Origin of the sequence: Sphingomonas sp. Leaf242, assembly GCF_001422045.1 — a bacterium.
Classification (GTDB): domain Bacteria; phylum Pseudomonadota; class Alphaproteobacteria; order Sphingomonadales; family Sphingomonadaceae; genus Sphingomonas.
The window spans coordinates 1-13,041 of sequence record NZ_LMLW01000008.1 but is presented as its reverse complement, the minus strand read 5'-3'; the positions used below and the strand labels follow the sequence as shown (position 1 = coordinate 13,041).

The following is a 13,041-nucleotide window of genomic DNA, read 5'->3' as shown; positions in this document are numbered from 1 at the left end:
GACCGGTTAGGCATAGGCGGCTCGCGACGCGTAGTCCGGTTTGCGTGCGGTCGACCGTGGACCATCGCCGCGCGCTATCTTGAAGCTCGCGGCCTGGGTGGACAGCGATCGCACTTCGTTCGCGAGATTGCGGGCGGCGGCGGAAGTTTCCTCGACCATCGCCGCGTTCTGCTGCGTCGACTGGTCCATCGTGCCGATCGCCGTGGAGATTTCGGTGATCGCCGCCGACTGTGCCTGGTTGTCCGCGGCCATCGTCGCGAGCAGTTCGTGCACCTCGGCGACGTCGTCGACGATGGTGCTCAGCGCGCCATCGACGCGCGTCACGGCCTCGACCGCGGTCACGACTTCGGTCTGCGTCACGGTCAGCTGATCACGCGCCCGCTTGGCTTCTTCCTCGGCGCGCATCGCCAGCGCCGAGACGAGGTCGGCGACCACGGCGAAACCACGCCCTGCATCACCCGCACGGCCCGCCTCGACCGCGGCGTTCATCGCCAGCACGCGCGTCTGGAACGCGATCTTGTCGAGCCCTTCGATCACGCTGTCGATGCCCTTGGCGCTCTCCGACACCCGCCCCATAGCCTGCACGGCTTCTTCCGCCACCGTTCGCCCGCTGCCGACCGTCGCGATGGTCTGGTTCGCGCGCTGGACGGTGCGGGTCGCGGCTGCCGCCGATGCGCGGAGCCGCGCGTCCATCTGCGTCACCGAGGCGGTGGTTTCCTCCAGCGACGCCGCATTGCTCTCGGTACGCCGGGCAAGATCTTCCGAGGCCTGGGCGATCTCGCCCGAGCCGGTCTGGATGCTCGCCGCGCTGTCCGATACCGAACCGATCAGGTTGCGCATCGAGTCGATCGCGGCGTTGAAGTCGGTCTTCAACGGCAGATATTCCGGCATCAGGTCGGCAGTGATGCTGGCGGTCAGATCGCCACGGCCGAATTTTTCGAGGTGGTCGCGGAAGACCGCGATCATCTCGTCCTGCGCAGCGGATTGCTTGAGCCTTGCCGCCGCCGTCTCTCGAAACGAGAACATCGCCTTGGTCATCCGCCCGACGCAATCCCGATACGCGGTGTGGGCGATCGGCGCGTCAAGGTCGCCCTTGGCGAGCGCTTCCATGCGCACGACGGTGGAGACGTACGGATCGCACACGGCCGTTCGGATCCGGGCACCGGCGCAACCCGCAGCGATCGTGATCGCGGCTCCCAGGGCCAGACCGACGATCGGGTAGCCCGCAACCGCCGCCACGAAGGTCGTCATCACGCCAAGCGCGACCAAGAGGGTCATACCGCTAAACGCGATCATCATCTTCTGACGGATCGGCGCAACCTCCTGAAACCACAGCAATCTATTTTCTCCGCTTTGTAAACAACACACATTCTAGGCGAACCTGCGGTGTGTTTAGGTCCACAACGGCAATAAATTCTTCATACTCTGCTTAACGCTCTGTTAGGGGGTTTCGGGTGGCGGACGGGTCCGTATCCCGCACGGGGACGGGCGTTGGCTTCCGTCGGCTGCCCGGCTAACACACCGGGATGACCACGCCCCCCATCGCCGAACAGCGGCCGCACAGCTTTACCACGCATGGCGTGACGATCGAGGATCCGTATGCGTGGCTGAAGGACCCGAACTATCCGGAGGTCGATGACTCCGACGTGCTCGCGTATCTCGCCGCCGAGAATGTGTATTTCGAAGAGCAGATGGCGCCGCACAAAGCGCTTACCGACACGATCTACGAAGAGATGAAAGCGCGGATCAAGGAGGATGAATCCTCGGTGCCGCAGAAGGATGGGGATTGGCTCTATTGGACCGCGTACGAGACCGGCGGGCAGTACAAGAAATGGTGGCGGAAACCTGTCGCAGGGGGTGACGACGAGCTGTTGCTCGACGAGCCGGCGCTGGCGGAGGGGCACGAGTATTTCCGGCTTGGGGCGTTCTCGATCAGCAATGACGGGCGCTATCTCGCCTATGCGATCGACGACAATGGCAGCGAGCGGTTCGAGGTTCGGGTCAAGGATCTGGATACCGGCGAGCATCTGCCCGACGTGATCCCGGGGATGCTCAGCGAGATCGTCTGGACCGCGGACGATGCGGGCTTCCTGTATGGTCTGGCGAACGAGCAGTGGCGGACGGACAATGCGCGGTTCCACCGGTTGGGGACGCCGATCTCCGAGGACGTCGTGCTGTTCCACGAGGAAGACGAGGGCTTTCGCGTCGGCGTCGGCGAGACGAGCTCGCGCAAGTGGATCGTGATTGCGACCAGCGATCATGTGACGAGCGAGCTGTATCTGCTGCCTGCGCACGAGCCTCTTGCGGTGCCGATCCTGGTTTCGGCGCGGAAGGTGGGTCGCGAATATGATGTGGACGAGCATGACGGGACGCTGTTCATCCATACCAACGACGTCGATCCGAATTTCCGGCTGTGCACTGCGCTGGTCGAGGAGCCGGATGCGTGGAGCGAGCTGATTCCGGCCTCGCCGCATTTCTACATGACCGGGGTCGAGTGCTATCAGGACTTCTTCGTCGTCGATGGGCGCGAGGACGGTCTCGATCAGATCGCGATCCACCGGTACGAGACGCCGACCGAGGGCAAGCGGATCGATTTTCCCGAGGCGAGCTATGTCGCCGGGCTGGGGGACAATCCCGAATACGACATGACCGTATTGCGGCTTGGGTATGAGTCGATGGTCACGCCGGGGACGGTGTATGATTACGACGTCGATACCGGCGAGCGGACGATGCTCAAGGTGCAGGAAATCCCGAGCGGCTACGACTCGGCGAGATATGCGACCGAGCGGCTGAAGATCGTCGCGCGGGACGGGACCGAGATCCCGGTCTCGATCGTGTATCCGGCGGGGTTCGTGCGCGACGGGTCGGCGCCTTTGTTCCTCTATGCGTATGGCGCGTACGGCTATGCGATTCCGCCGGGCTTCTCGACCGGGCGGATGAGCCTGCTCGATCGCGGGTTCGCCTATGCGATCGCGCATATCCGCGGCGGCGACGATCTTGGCCAGCAATGGTATCTCGACGGCAAGCTGGAAAAGCGCGCGAACACGTTCAACGATTTCGTCGATGTCGCGAAGGCGCTGGTCGACGCGCAGTGGACGTCGGCGGGGAAGATCGCGATCGCCGGGCGGTCTGCGGGTGGCGAACTGATGGGCGCGGTGGTCAATTCGGATCCCGAGCTTTGGGGTGCGGTGATCGCGGATGTGCCGTTCGTCGATGTGCTGAACACGATGCTCGACGAGAGTTTGCCGCTGACGCCGGGCGAGTGGCCGGAGTGGGGCAATCCGATCGAGGACGAGGCGGCGTTCGAGCTGATCCGGTCGTATTCGCCGTACGACAACGTCAAGGCGCAGGCTTATCCGCCGATGTTCATCAGCGGCGGGCTGAACGATCCTCGGGTGACCTATTGGGAGCCGGCGAAGTGGGCGGCCAAGCTGCGGTTGATGAAGACCGACGATAACGTGCTGCTGCTCAAGACCAACATGGGCGCCGGGCATGGCGGCAAGTCGGGGCGGTTCGAATCGCTGCGTGAGGGCGCGGAGGAACACGCGTTCGTGCTGTGGCAGCTGGGCGTCGCGGGGTGAGCCGGTTCACGCTCTCGATCACGGCGCAGGACGCGGATATCGACGAGCTTGGGCATGTGAACAATGCGGTCTGGGTGCAGTGGATCCAGGCCATCGCGACTGCGCATTGGGAGGCTGTGGCGCCACCTGAGCACAAGCTGGCGTATGTGTGGGTCGTGACGCGGCATGAGATCGATTACCGCGGGAGTGTCGTCGCGGGGGAGACGGTCAATGGCGAGACGTGGGTCGAGGGGGCGCCTAAGGGGGCTCGGTTCGATCGGCATGTTCGGTTTGTCGGGGATGATGGGCGGGTGAAGCTGGAGGCGGTGACGACCTGGGCTTTGCTGGATCGGGCGACCGGGCGGTTGATGCGGGTGCGCGAGGATGTCGCTGCGCCGTTTTATTCCTAGTCCCTCGCCCCTCCGGGGAGAGGGAGGGAGCGACGTAGTCGCGGAAGGGTGAGGGGCGTTGGGAATCGGCGTCCCGAGCCTCATGCCCCTCTCCCTTCCCACCGCAAGCGCGGCGGGCCCCTTCCCTCTCCCCGGAGGGGCGAGGGAGTTTTAGCCGCTGTTGCGCAGGGCGGTGGCGATGGCGTTGATGGATAGGAGGATGCCTTCGCCGATGCGCGGGTCGTCCTCGCCTGCTCGGCGGCGTTTGATCAGCTCGATCTGGAGGAGGTTGAGTGGCTCGATGTACGGCAGGCGGAGGCGGATCGAGGCGTCCAGGGCGGGGTGCTTTTCGAGCAGGCGCGACTGGCCGGTGACTTGCAGAAGTCCGTCGTGGGTCTGGTGCCAGCCGTCGCGGATCGTGGTGAAAATCTCGCGGAGCTTGTCGTCCTCGACGAGCCCGGCATAGCGTTCGGCGATGCCGATGTCGGACTTGGCTAACACCATTTCGAGGTTGGCGAGGGCAGAAGCGAAGAGCGGCCAGCCTTGCGCCATGTCCTTCAACAGCGCCTTGTCCTCGAAATCGGCGATCGCACGGCCTACCCCGTACCAGCCGGGGAGCATGACGCGCGCCTGCGCCCAGCTGAACACCCAGGGGATCGCGCGGAGGTCTTCGATGCGGTCGGACTTGGTGCGGCTGGCGGGGCGGCTGCCGATCTTGAGGCCGGCGATCTCGGCGATCGGCGTCATCTGGCGGAAGAAGGTGCGGAAGCCCTCCGTACCGTAGACGAGGTCGCGGTAGCTGTGGAATGCGGTGTCGCTGAGCGTGTCCATTGCGGCGGAGAAGCTGGCGTTGTCGGCGTTGGAGAGGCGTTCGGGTTCGAGGCTTGCTAGCAACGTGGCCGAGGCGATCGCTTCGAGGTTGGTCATCGCGGCGTCGCGCGTGCCGTATTTCGCGGCGATGACTTCGCCTTGCTCGGTGATGCGGATGCGGCCCTGGACGGTGCCCGAGGGCTGCGCGCGGATCGCGCGGAACGCCGAGCCGCCGCCGCGTCCGACTGCGCCGCCGCGGCCGTGGAACAGCTGCATGCCGACGCCGGCCTTTGCGAAGACGGGTTTGAGTGCGGTCGAGGCTTTCGAGAGCTGCCAGGTGGAGGTGAGGTAGCCGCCGTCCTTGTTGCTGTCCGAATAGCCGATCATCACTTCCTGATGGCCGCGCGCCTTGGAGATCGTGGCGATCTCGGGGAGCGCGAACCAGGCACTCATGACGGCGGGGGCGGCTTCGAGATCGCCGATCGTCTCGAACAGGGGCACGGCCATGATCGCTGCGGTCGGGGTTTCACCGGGGCGGTAGAGGCCGACTTCCTTCAGGAGCAGGTTCACTTCGAGCAGGTCGCTGACCGACTGCGCCATCGAGACGATGTAGTTGGTGATGCAGGCGGGGCCGTAGGCGGCGTGCGCGTCGGCGGCGGCCTGGACGATCGCGAGTTCGCCGGCGGTTTCCTCGGAATATTCGGCGAAGCGCGAGGTGAGCGGGCGGGCGTTGGCGAGTTCACGGCGGAGCAGCGCGACGCGGGCGTCTTCGTCTAGCGCGAGGTAATCATCCTCGACGCCGGCGACCTTGAGCAGTTCGGCGACGACGCGTTCGTGGACGGCGCTGTTCTGGCGAAGGTCGAGCGTTGCGAGGTGGAAGCCGAACGTCTCGACCGCGCGGATCAGCCGGCCGAGCGCGCCGCCGGTCTTCAACGCAATGCCGAGGCCGTGCGCGAGCGTGACGAGGTCGGCGCGGAAGTCGGCGGGGTTGGCGTAGGGCTCGCCGACGAGGCGGCCGGGGCGGGGGGCGTGCTTGCCGGTCAGCGCGTCGTGCGTCGCGGACAGCCGCGCGTAGATGCCGGAGAGCGCGCGACGATAGGGCTCGTCGCTGCGGCTGGCGGCATCGTCGCCGCTGGCGTCGGCGAGCGCTTGCACCGCGGCATCGGCGGGGGCGTGCTCGGTCGAGATCGAGAGTTCGGCGCCGAGTGCGTGCACCGCGTCACAGTAATAGCCGAGCACGGCTTCGCTCGCCTTTGCCAGCGCGGTCTTGAGCGAGTCCGCGGTGACGTACGGGTTGCCGTCGCGATCGCCGCCGATCCAGCTGCCGGGGCGCAAGAAGCTCGGCGTGCGTTCGCCGAGCGCGCGGTCCCAGCGCTGGTACAGCGCGGGGAGCGCGGGGAGGAACACGTCGCGCAGGTAGCTGAGCGCGGTGTCGACCTCGTCGGTGACGTAGAGGCGGTCGCGGCGCAGGACACGGGTTTGCCAGAGCAAAGCGATCTGGCGGAGGATCGCGTCGTCGACGCTGTCGCCGTCGGGCGTGGTGTCGCGGCCGAGATCGCGCAGGCCCATCAGCTCGGCGATCCGGTTGCGGTGGTCGATCATGCTTTTGCGGCGCACTTCGGTCGGGTGCGCGGTGAGCACGGGGGCGATCAGTGCGTGGTCGAGCAGCTTGCGGATCTGGGTGCGGTCGATCCCTTCGGATTCGAGTTGTGCGATTGCGGAGGCGAGGTCGGCGCCGTCTTCCGCGGCGATGCCCTGGCGATCCTCGGCGAGATTGGCGAGCATCGAGAACAGCATGAAGCCGCGGACGAAATCGAGCGTCTCGTCGAGGCTGAGCTTTTCGAGGCTGAGGTCGACCGCGCGATCGTCGCCGGGCTTGCCTTCGGAGGCATCGCGGTGGCGCTCGACCGATGCCTTGCGGATCGTCTCGGTGGCCTCGAACAGGCGCTCGCCGCCATAGGCGCGAATGACGTCGCCGAGCAGTTTGCCGAGGAAGCGGATGTCGGAATTGTTCGCGATTGCGGGGAGGCTTGCCATGATTCCCTGCTGCGCTGCGGCAGGGATCAGGTCAACCAGCTTTGGTGCCGTGAAGGAGTGGGTTCGAATGAAAAACGCTGATTGCGTGTAATTTAATGTCGGATTTATCTTCTCGCGTCATCCTGACGAAAGTCAGGATCCAGAGCCAAAAAAGCCGCGTGCCGTTACCCTGGATCCTGACTTTCGTCAGGATGACGGAACGGTAGATGGTTACCGGTTACGCGACTCCGTACGCTCTTCCGACGTGACCGTGCCGTCGTGGTTCAGGTCCATCTTGTCGAACCAGGCGAGCGTGCCTTCGCTCCACTCGATCGCAGTGATGACGCCATCCTTGTTGCGGTCGAACGCCCTGATGCGAGAGTTGGGCGAGGGGAGTTCGTCCTTGGTGATGCGGTCGTCACCATTGCGGTCGAGCGTCCGGAAACGACGCTCCAAGCTGGCGCCGAAATCGAGCCGCGAGGTTACCGATGGGGGCACGAAGCCGACCGCGTTGGCGTCGGCCTGTGCGCGCTGCGCGTCCTTGTCGCCGCACGCGGACACCATAATTCCTGTCGCGGCGAGCGCCGTTACCAGTTTCACCTGCATAGAATCTCCCGTCGTATCGATGCCGTCAGGCCTCGAGTTCGATGTCCCAGTACAGCCAGTCGTGCCACGTGTCGTGCAGGTAGTTGGGCGGGAAGCTGCGGCCGTGTTCTTGCAGATGCCAGTTGGTCGGGCGGATCGCCTCGATGTGGAGCGGCATCGCCGCCTGTTTCGGCGTGCGGCCGCCTTTCTTGAGGTTGCAGGGCGAGCAGGCGGTGACGACGTTCTCCCACGTGGTACGTCCGCCTTGCGCGCGGGGGACGACATGGTCGAAAGTGAGATCGCGCAGCTTGCCGCAATATTGGCAGGTGAACTTGTCGCGCAGGAACAGGTTGAAGCGGGTGAAGGCGGGAAATTGCGACGGTCGGACGAACTGCTTGAGCGCGATCACCGAGGGCAGCTTCAGCGCGAAATTGGCGCTGCGGACTTCGCGTTCATAGGTGGCGACGATGTCGACACGGTCGAGGAACACCGCCTTGACCGCGGTTTGCCACGGCCAGACGCTGAGCGGATAGTAGGAAAGCGGCGTGTAATCGGCATTGAGCACGAGCGCCGGACAACCATCCGGATGACGCATCAGATCGGGGTGAAACACGGCTCCTCCCACTCAGGCTTCGCAGAGCGCCCTATGGACGACAGCGATGACACCGCCATGACAGCACGCCGCGTGGCGGTCGGTCAAGCGTGGTGAGCGACGAACCGGTCGTCACGCGGTTCGCGCCGAGCCCGACGGGGCGGTTACACCTGGGCCATGCGGTGTCGGCGATCCGCGCGCACGATTACGCGTGTGAGCGGGGCGGGCGGTTCCTGCTGCGGATCGAGGATATCGATGGGACGCGGAGTCGACCTGAGTTCGTGGCGGGGATTTTGGAGGATCTGGCGTGGCTTGGGTTGCGGTGGGACTCGCTGGTGTTTCAGTCGGAGCGGCTGGCTACGTATGATGTTGCGCTAGCGGCATTGAAGGCGCGCGGGCTAGTTTACCCCTGTTTCTGTACGCGGGCGGAGATCGCGGCGAGCGCGTCGGCGCCGCAGGGGGATGTCGGGCCGGTCTATCCGGGGATTTGTCGCGGTCTGAGCGCGGAGGAGGTCGCTGCCCGGGGGGATGTGGCGCATTGCTGGCGGCTGGACATGGCGAAGGCCGTGGCGGTCACTGGCGTGCTTGCGTGGCATGATGCGATTGCGGGGACGGTTGTCGCCGATCCGCTGGCGCAGGGGGATGTCGTGCTGGCGAGGAAGGATGCGCCGGCGAGCTATCATCTGGCGGTGACTCTGGATGATGCGGCGCAGGGGGTGACGGACGTGGTGCGCGGGGTGGACCTGTTCGCGGCGACGGACGTGCACCGGGTTTTGCAGGCTTTGCTGGGGTTGGCGGTGCCGGCGTATCATCATCACCCGCTGGTGGTGGATGCTGCGGGGCGGCGGTTGGCTAAGCGGGATGGGGCTTTGTCGCTGGCTGAGATGCGGGCGGCGGGGGAGGATGGGGTGGTGCTGGCGGCTCGGGTGCGGGGTGGGGTGATCGCGGCCGTCTCGCGCTGCTGATCGTCGGCGTCCGAGTCAGCCGCAAGGTGTGCTGAGAAGCGGATGGCAGCCTATGCCTCCTTGTTCTCCCGCGAAGGCGGGAGCCCAGTCTGGGTCCCCGCCTTCGCGGGGAAACAAGGAGGAGGGTATGGCGCCTGTAACGTGCCACCACCCCGGCGGAGGCCGGGGCCCAATTGGGGGACGTTGCCAACTGGGCGCAATCCTTAGTTACTGCGACCTTTCCAACTGGGCCCCGGCCTTCGCCGGGGTGGCGCTCTGAGTTAGGGGGGGCTTTTGCTTGTATGGGTGCGCTACAGCTCGATCCCTAGCCTTGCCGCGGCCCACGTCATCGCCGCATACAGCGCGATCGTCAGGACGCACCCGGCCACCAGCGATACCCAGAACGGCACGCCGTGGCGGAGCAGCGCCGGGATCAGCAGGAACATTGGCAGCGACGGCAACACGTACCAGAAGGTCGCGCCGGCGTGCGCGGCCATCGTCCGAGGGTCGGGCTTGTCGCGCCAGAGCCAGATCATGCCGAGCACCGACACCAGCGGCAGCGACGCCACGAGCGCGCCGAAGCCGGGATAGCGTTTGGCGATCTCCGAGGCGGCGGCGATAAGAATGCCGGAAATCAGGGCTTTGAGCGCGAGGTAGAGCATGCGCTATCTGCGCGCATCGGGCGGCGATCCGCAATGCAATCCTTGCCATTGCTAGCGTCGATGCGCGCGCTTACATTCCGTCTATGAACACATTCCTCGTCATCCTCCTGATCGCGGCGATGATCGCGACCGTCGTGGCTTTGGTGCGGGGCGTCGTGTCGTTTCTGCAGGAGGGAACGGCGCAGGTTCGCGACGGCAACGGCCCGAGCGCGGCGTCACTGAAATCGAATCGGATGATGCAGCAGCGAATCTTCTTCCAGGCGCTGGCGATCCTGATCGTCGTCGTGATCCTGTTCGCGGCGGGACGGAACTAGGAAAGGGGCTGCCCCACTCACGGGGTTCGGCCACTTCCGCAGTCGGTGTGCGTCCGTCATCCTGACGAAAGTCAGGATCCAGAGTAATTGGCGATGCGCTCTGGGCTCTGGTTCCTGACCTTCGTCAGGATGACGAATCCTGGTGTTGGTGGATAAAAATGGTCAAGCTCAACAAGATCTACACGCGAACCGGTGACGACGGCACGACGGGGCTGGTCGACGGGTCGCGGGTGTCGAAGGCGAGCGCGCTGATGCAGGCGATCGGCGATGTCGACGAGGCGAACTCCGCGATTGGCATTGCTGTGGTGACACTCGGCGACGATCCGCTCGCCGGCGCGCTGGAGCGGATCCAGAACGACCTGTTCGATCTCGGCGCCGACCTTGCGACGCCTGCGACCGACGAGGGGTTCGCGCCGTCCGAGATGGTGTTGCGGATCGTGCCGGCGCAGGTCGAGCGACTCGAGCGCGAGATCGATGCGATGAACGTGCACCTCGCGCCGTTGCGCAGCTTCATCCTGCCGGGCGGATCGCCGCAGGCCGCCGCGCTGCATCTGGCGCGGGCGATTTCGCGGCGCGCGGAGCGATCCGCGGTCTCGGCGACGCACGATATGCCGCTGAATCCCGCGGCATTAGCGTATGTTAACCGGCTATCCGATTTCCTGTTCGTGGCGTCGCGCGCAGTGAACCAAAACGGGGCCGGCGACGTTCTATGGCGACCGGGGGCTACGCGCGCGCAGGCGTGATCGGCGTTCGCGCGTTGCGGTACTGGGCGACGCATTGAAGGATAACCGATGCCGCAGCCTATTCGTCCCGAACTCACCCCCGCTCATTCGTCGGATTTGAGCGAGCGCTTCTCGACCGTACGCGCGCTGTCGCTGGCGCTGGCCGCGCCGCTGTCGGATGCCGATGCGACGGTGCAGTCGATGGACGACGCGTCGCCGACCAAGTGGCATCTGGCGCATACGACGTGGTTCTTCGAGACGTTCGTGTTGCGCGATCACGTCGCCGGTTATGCGCTCCACGACGAGCGTTTTCCGTTCCTGTTCAACAGCTATTACGAGGCCGAGGGGCGGCGTCATGCGCGCGATCGGCGCGGGATGGTGACGCGGCCGTCGCTCGACGAAGTGCGGGCGTACCGCGCGCATGTCGATGCGGCGCTGCTCGACGCGCTGCCGGGCTTGTCGGCGGATGCGCAAGCGTTGGTCGCGCTCGGGTGCCATCACGAGGAGCAACACCAGGAATTGCTGGTGACCGACATCCTCCACATGTTTTCCGAAAACCCGTTGGAGCCTGCGATGTGGCCGGCGCCGCGGAAAGTACCGGTCGAGATGCCGGGGCCGATCGGCTGGATCGCGCGCGAGAGCGGGATCGTCGAGGTCGGGCATGACGGCGACGGGTTCGCGTTCGATTGCGAGGGACCGCGGCACGCTGCCCTGCTGGTGCCGCATGCGATCGCCGACCGGACCGTGACGAACGGCGAGTGGGCGGCGTTCATTGCCGATGGCGGCTACACCGAAGCGCGGCATTGGCTGGCGGATGGTTGGGCGTGGGTGAAGGCCGAGGGCATCGTCGCGCCGCTCTATTGGGAGCAGGGCGAGGCGGGCTGGACGCGGTTCGGGCTCGACGGGCGGCGCGCGATCGATCCCGCGGCGCCGGTGACGCATGTGAGCTTCTTCGAGGCGGATGCGTATGCGAGCTGGGCCGGCGCACGGTTGCCGACCGAGTTCGAATGGGAGGCTGCGGCGGCGTCGCATGATGCGCGCGGCGGCAACCAGATGGATGTCGCGGGGCCGGTCGAGCCTCGGCCTGCGGCGAATGGCCCGGCATTTTTCGGCGATGTCTGGGAATGGACCGGCAGCGCATACCGCCCGTATCCCGGCTTCGTGACTGCGGCGGGCGCCGTCGGCGAATATAACGGCAAGTTCATGAGTTCGCAGTTCATCCTGCGCGGTGGCAGCTGCGCGACGCCGCGTGGCCATGCCCGGCCGAGCTACCGCAATTTCTTCTATCCGCACCAACGGTGGCAGTTCACCGGCGTGCGTCTCGCGAAAGATATCTGATGTTGAAGCCTGAGATCGAGGACGGCCAGCAGACGCTCGCCGACCCGCAATTCCGCGCGGACGTGCTGGACGGGCTCGCGCGGCGGCCGCGGGCGATCCCGGCGCGGTGGTTCTACGATCGGCGCGGCTCGGAGCTGTTCGAGAAGATCACCGATCTGCCCGAATATTATCCGACGCGGACCGAGCGTTCGATCCTGGAAACGGCATGTCCCGAGGTGGCGACGCTTGCGGGCGCGGGGCGTGCGGTCGTCGAGTTCGGGTCGGGATCGTCGACCAAGACGCCGATCCTGCTCGAGGCCGTGGCGCCGTCGGTCTATGTACCGATCGACATCTCGGGCGATTTTCTGCGCGAGTCGTCGAAGGTGCTGGGCGAGCAGTTCCCCGACCTGCTGGTGCTGCCGTTTGAGGCGGACTTCATGCGGCCGCTGAGCCTGCCCAAGACGATCGCCGAGACGCCCAAGCTCGGCTTCTTTCCGGGATCGACGATCGGCAACATGATTCCGCTGATGGCGGTCGATCTGCTGCGCGCGATGCGGTCGTCGCTTGGCGTCGGCGCGATGCTGTTGATCGGGATGGACCGGATCAAGGGCGAGGACGTTCTGGTGCCCGCGTATGACGATGCGCAGGGCGTGACGGCGGCGTTCAACCTGAACCTGCTCGAGCGGATCAACCGCGAACTGGACGGCGATATCCCGGTCGATGCGTTCCGTCACAAGGCGGTGTGGAACGACGATCGCGCGCGGATCGAGATGCATCTTGAGGCGGTGCGCGACGTCGCGTTTACCGTCGATGGGCGATCGTTCGAAATGACTGCGGGCGAGACGATACACACCGAAAATTCGCACAAATACGGCGCACGCGATGCGCGGATCCTGTTGCGGTCCGGCGGGTGGACGCCGGTGGCGGCGTGGACCGATCCCGAAGGTCTGTTCGGCGTGTATCTGGCCGAGGCGCAGGTAGAGCGGCCGGCACCCTGAGGGGCGGCTGCCCAAAGTTGCCGATTAGAGCGATGTTAGGGCTCAAACCCAATCAGTCTATTGATCTGAATGGAGCTTCCTGATTCACAGAGTGTGTGACGATGGAGGCGGTAGATGGCGTTGTTCTGGTTG

The 13,041-nt window shown here is 65.5% G+C and carries 12 protein-coding genes; 7 read left to right on the top strand and 5 right to left on the bottom strand.

Going from position 1 to position 13,041, the window contains the following annotated elements; genetic code table 11:
* Window positions 1-6 precede the first annotated feature (6 nt).
* Window positions 7-1,299 (bottom strand): methyl-accepting chemotaxis protein, encoded by a 1,293-nt coding sequence (locus ASF09_RS07960; RefSeq protein WP_082444239.1) that lies wholly within the window; start codon window positions 1,297-1,299, stop codon window positions 7-9.
* A gap of 227 nt (window positions 1,300-1,526) precedes the next feature.
* On the opposite strand from ASF09_RS07960, the gene ASF09_RS07955 reads away from it, so the two are divergent.
* A complete protein-coding gene (locus tag ASF09_RS07955; RefSeq protein ID WP_060525759.1) occupies window positions 1,527-3,581 on the top strand; it encodes a S9 family peptidase in 2,055 nt (684 codons plus the stop codon).
* Entirely contained in the window at window positions 3,578-3,970 is a 393-nt protein-coding gene (locus ASF09_RS07950; protein ID WP_200912549.1) for an acyl-CoA thioesterase, read from the top strand. The genes ASF09_RS07955 and ASF09_RS07950 overlap by 4 nt, the downstream gene beginning before the upstream one ends.
* A 150-nt stretch (window positions 3,971-4,120) precedes the next feature.
* Here the strand turns inward: ASF09_RS07950 and ppc are convergent, their stop codons facing one another.
* The 3 genes from ppc to ASF09_RS07935 all read right to left on the bottom strand — a co-directional run bounded on the left by ppc (window position 4,121) and on the right by ASF09_RS07935 (window position 7,973).
* Window positions 4,121-6,796: a phosphoenolpyruvate carboxylase gene (ppc, locus tag ASF09_RS07945; RefSeq protein ID WP_060525757.1), complete on the bottom strand. Its 2,676-nt coding sequence runs from the start codon at window positions 6,794-6,796 to the stop codon at window positions 4,121-4,123.
* Window positions 6,797-7,006: 210 nt separating this feature from the next.
* Window positions 7,007-7,381, bottom strand: a complete 375-nt coding sequence (locus tag ASF09_RS07940; RefSeq protein WP_082444175.1) for an EF-hand domain-containing protein — start codon at window positions 7,379-7,381, stop codon at window positions 7,007-7,009.
* A gap of 25 nt (window positions 7,382-7,406) precedes the next feature.
* Window positions 7,407-7,973, bottom strand: coding sequence for an HNH endonuclease (locus ASF09_RS07935; RefSeq protein ID WP_056052248.1), 567 nt, complete (start codon window positions 7,971-7,973; stop codon window positions 7,407-7,409).
* Between the two features lie 92 nt (window positions 7,974-8,065).
* Between ASF09_RS07935 and gluQRS the strand changes: the two genes are divergently transcribed.
* Window positions 8,066-8,917 (top strand): tRNA glutamyl-Q(34) synthetase GluQRS, encoded by an 852-nt coding sequence (gluQRS, locus tag ASF09_RS07930; protein ID WP_060526267.1) that lies wholly within the window; start codon window positions 8,066-8,068, stop codon window positions 8,915-8,917.
* Window positions 8,918-9,207: 290 nt separating this feature from the next.
* Here gluQRS and ASF09_RS07925 read toward each other — a convergent pair whose 3' ends face one another.
* Entirely contained in the window at window positions 9,208-9,558 is a 351-nt protein-coding gene (locus ASF09_RS07925; RefSeq protein WP_060525756.1) for a DUF3147 family protein, read from the bottom strand.
* Between the two features lie 83 nt (window positions 9,559-9,641).
* Here ASF09_RS07925 and ASF09_RS07920 point away from each other — a divergent pair, with 83 nt between their 5' ends.
* From ASF09_RS07920 to egtD, 4 genes are all read left to right on the top strand, one after another.
* Window positions 9,642-9,872 carry a twin transmembrane helix small protein gene (locus ASF09_RS07920; protein ID WP_056052241.1) on the top strand — a complete coding sequence of 77 codons (231 nt, stop codon included), beginning with the start codon at window positions 9,642-9,644 and terminating at the stop codon, window positions 9,870-9,872.
* Between the two features lie 158 nt (window positions 9,873-10,030).
* Window positions 10,031-10,615 (top strand): cob(I)yrinic acid a,c-diamide adenosyltransferase, encoded by a 585-nt coding sequence (locus ASF09_RS07915; RefSeq protein WP_060525755.1) that lies wholly within the window; start codon window positions 10,031-10,033, stop codon window positions 10,613-10,615.
* A gap of 48 nt (window positions 10,616-10,663) precedes the next feature.
* Entirely contained in the window at window positions 10,664-11,932 is a 1,269-nt protein-coding gene (gene egtB, locus ASF09_RS07910) for an ergothioneine biosynthesis protein EgtB (protein WP_082444173.1), read from the top strand.
* Window positions 11,932-12,909 carry an L-histidine N(alpha)-methyltransferase gene (egtD, locus tag ASF09_RS07905; RefSeq protein ID WP_060525753.1) on the top strand — a complete coding sequence of 326 codons (978 nt, stop codon included), beginning with the start codon at window positions 11,932-11,934 and terminating at the stop codon, window positions 12,907-12,909. The genes egtB and egtD overlap by 1 nt, the downstream gene beginning before the upstream one ends.
* Window positions 12,910-13,041: the final 132 nt, after the last annotated feature.

Bases quoted from the DNA above. Each gene is read 5' to 3' on its own strand.
- ASF09_RS07960 (WP_082444239.1), bottom strand. From the start codon at position 1,299: ATGATGATCGCGTTTAGCGGTATGACCCTCTTGGTCGCGCTTGGCGTG.
- ASF09_RS07955 (WP_060525759.1), top strand. From the start codon at position 1,527: ATGACCACGCCCCCCATCGCCGAACAGCGGCCGCACAGCTTTACCACG.
- ppc (WP_060525757.1), bottom strand. From the start codon at position 6,796: ATGGCAAGCCTCCCCGCAATCGCGAACAATTCCGACATCCGCTTCCTC.
- ASF09_RS07940 (WP_082444175.1), bottom strand. From the start codon at position 7,381: ATGCAGGTGAAACTGGTAACGGCGCTCGCCGCGACAGGAATTATGGTG.
- ASF09_RS07925 (WP_060525756.1), bottom strand. From the start codon at position 9,558: ATGCTCTACCTCGCGCTCAAAGCCCTGATTTCCGGCATTCTTATCGCC.
- ASF09_RS07920 (WP_056052241.1), top strand. From the start codon at position 9,642: ATGAACACATTCCTCGTCATCCTCCTGATCGCGGCGATGATCGCGACC.
- ASF09_RS07915 (WP_060525755.1), top strand. From the start codon at position 10,031: ATGGTCAAGCTCAACAAGATCTACACGCGAACCGGTGACGACGGCACG.
- egtB (WP_082444173.1), top strand. From the start codon at position 10,664: ATGCCGCAGCCTATTCGTCCCGAACTCACCCCCGCTCATTCGTCGGAT.
- egtD (WP_060525753.1), top strand. From the start codon at position 11,932: ATGTTGAAGCCTGAGATCGAGGACGGCCAGCAGACGCTCGCCGACCCG.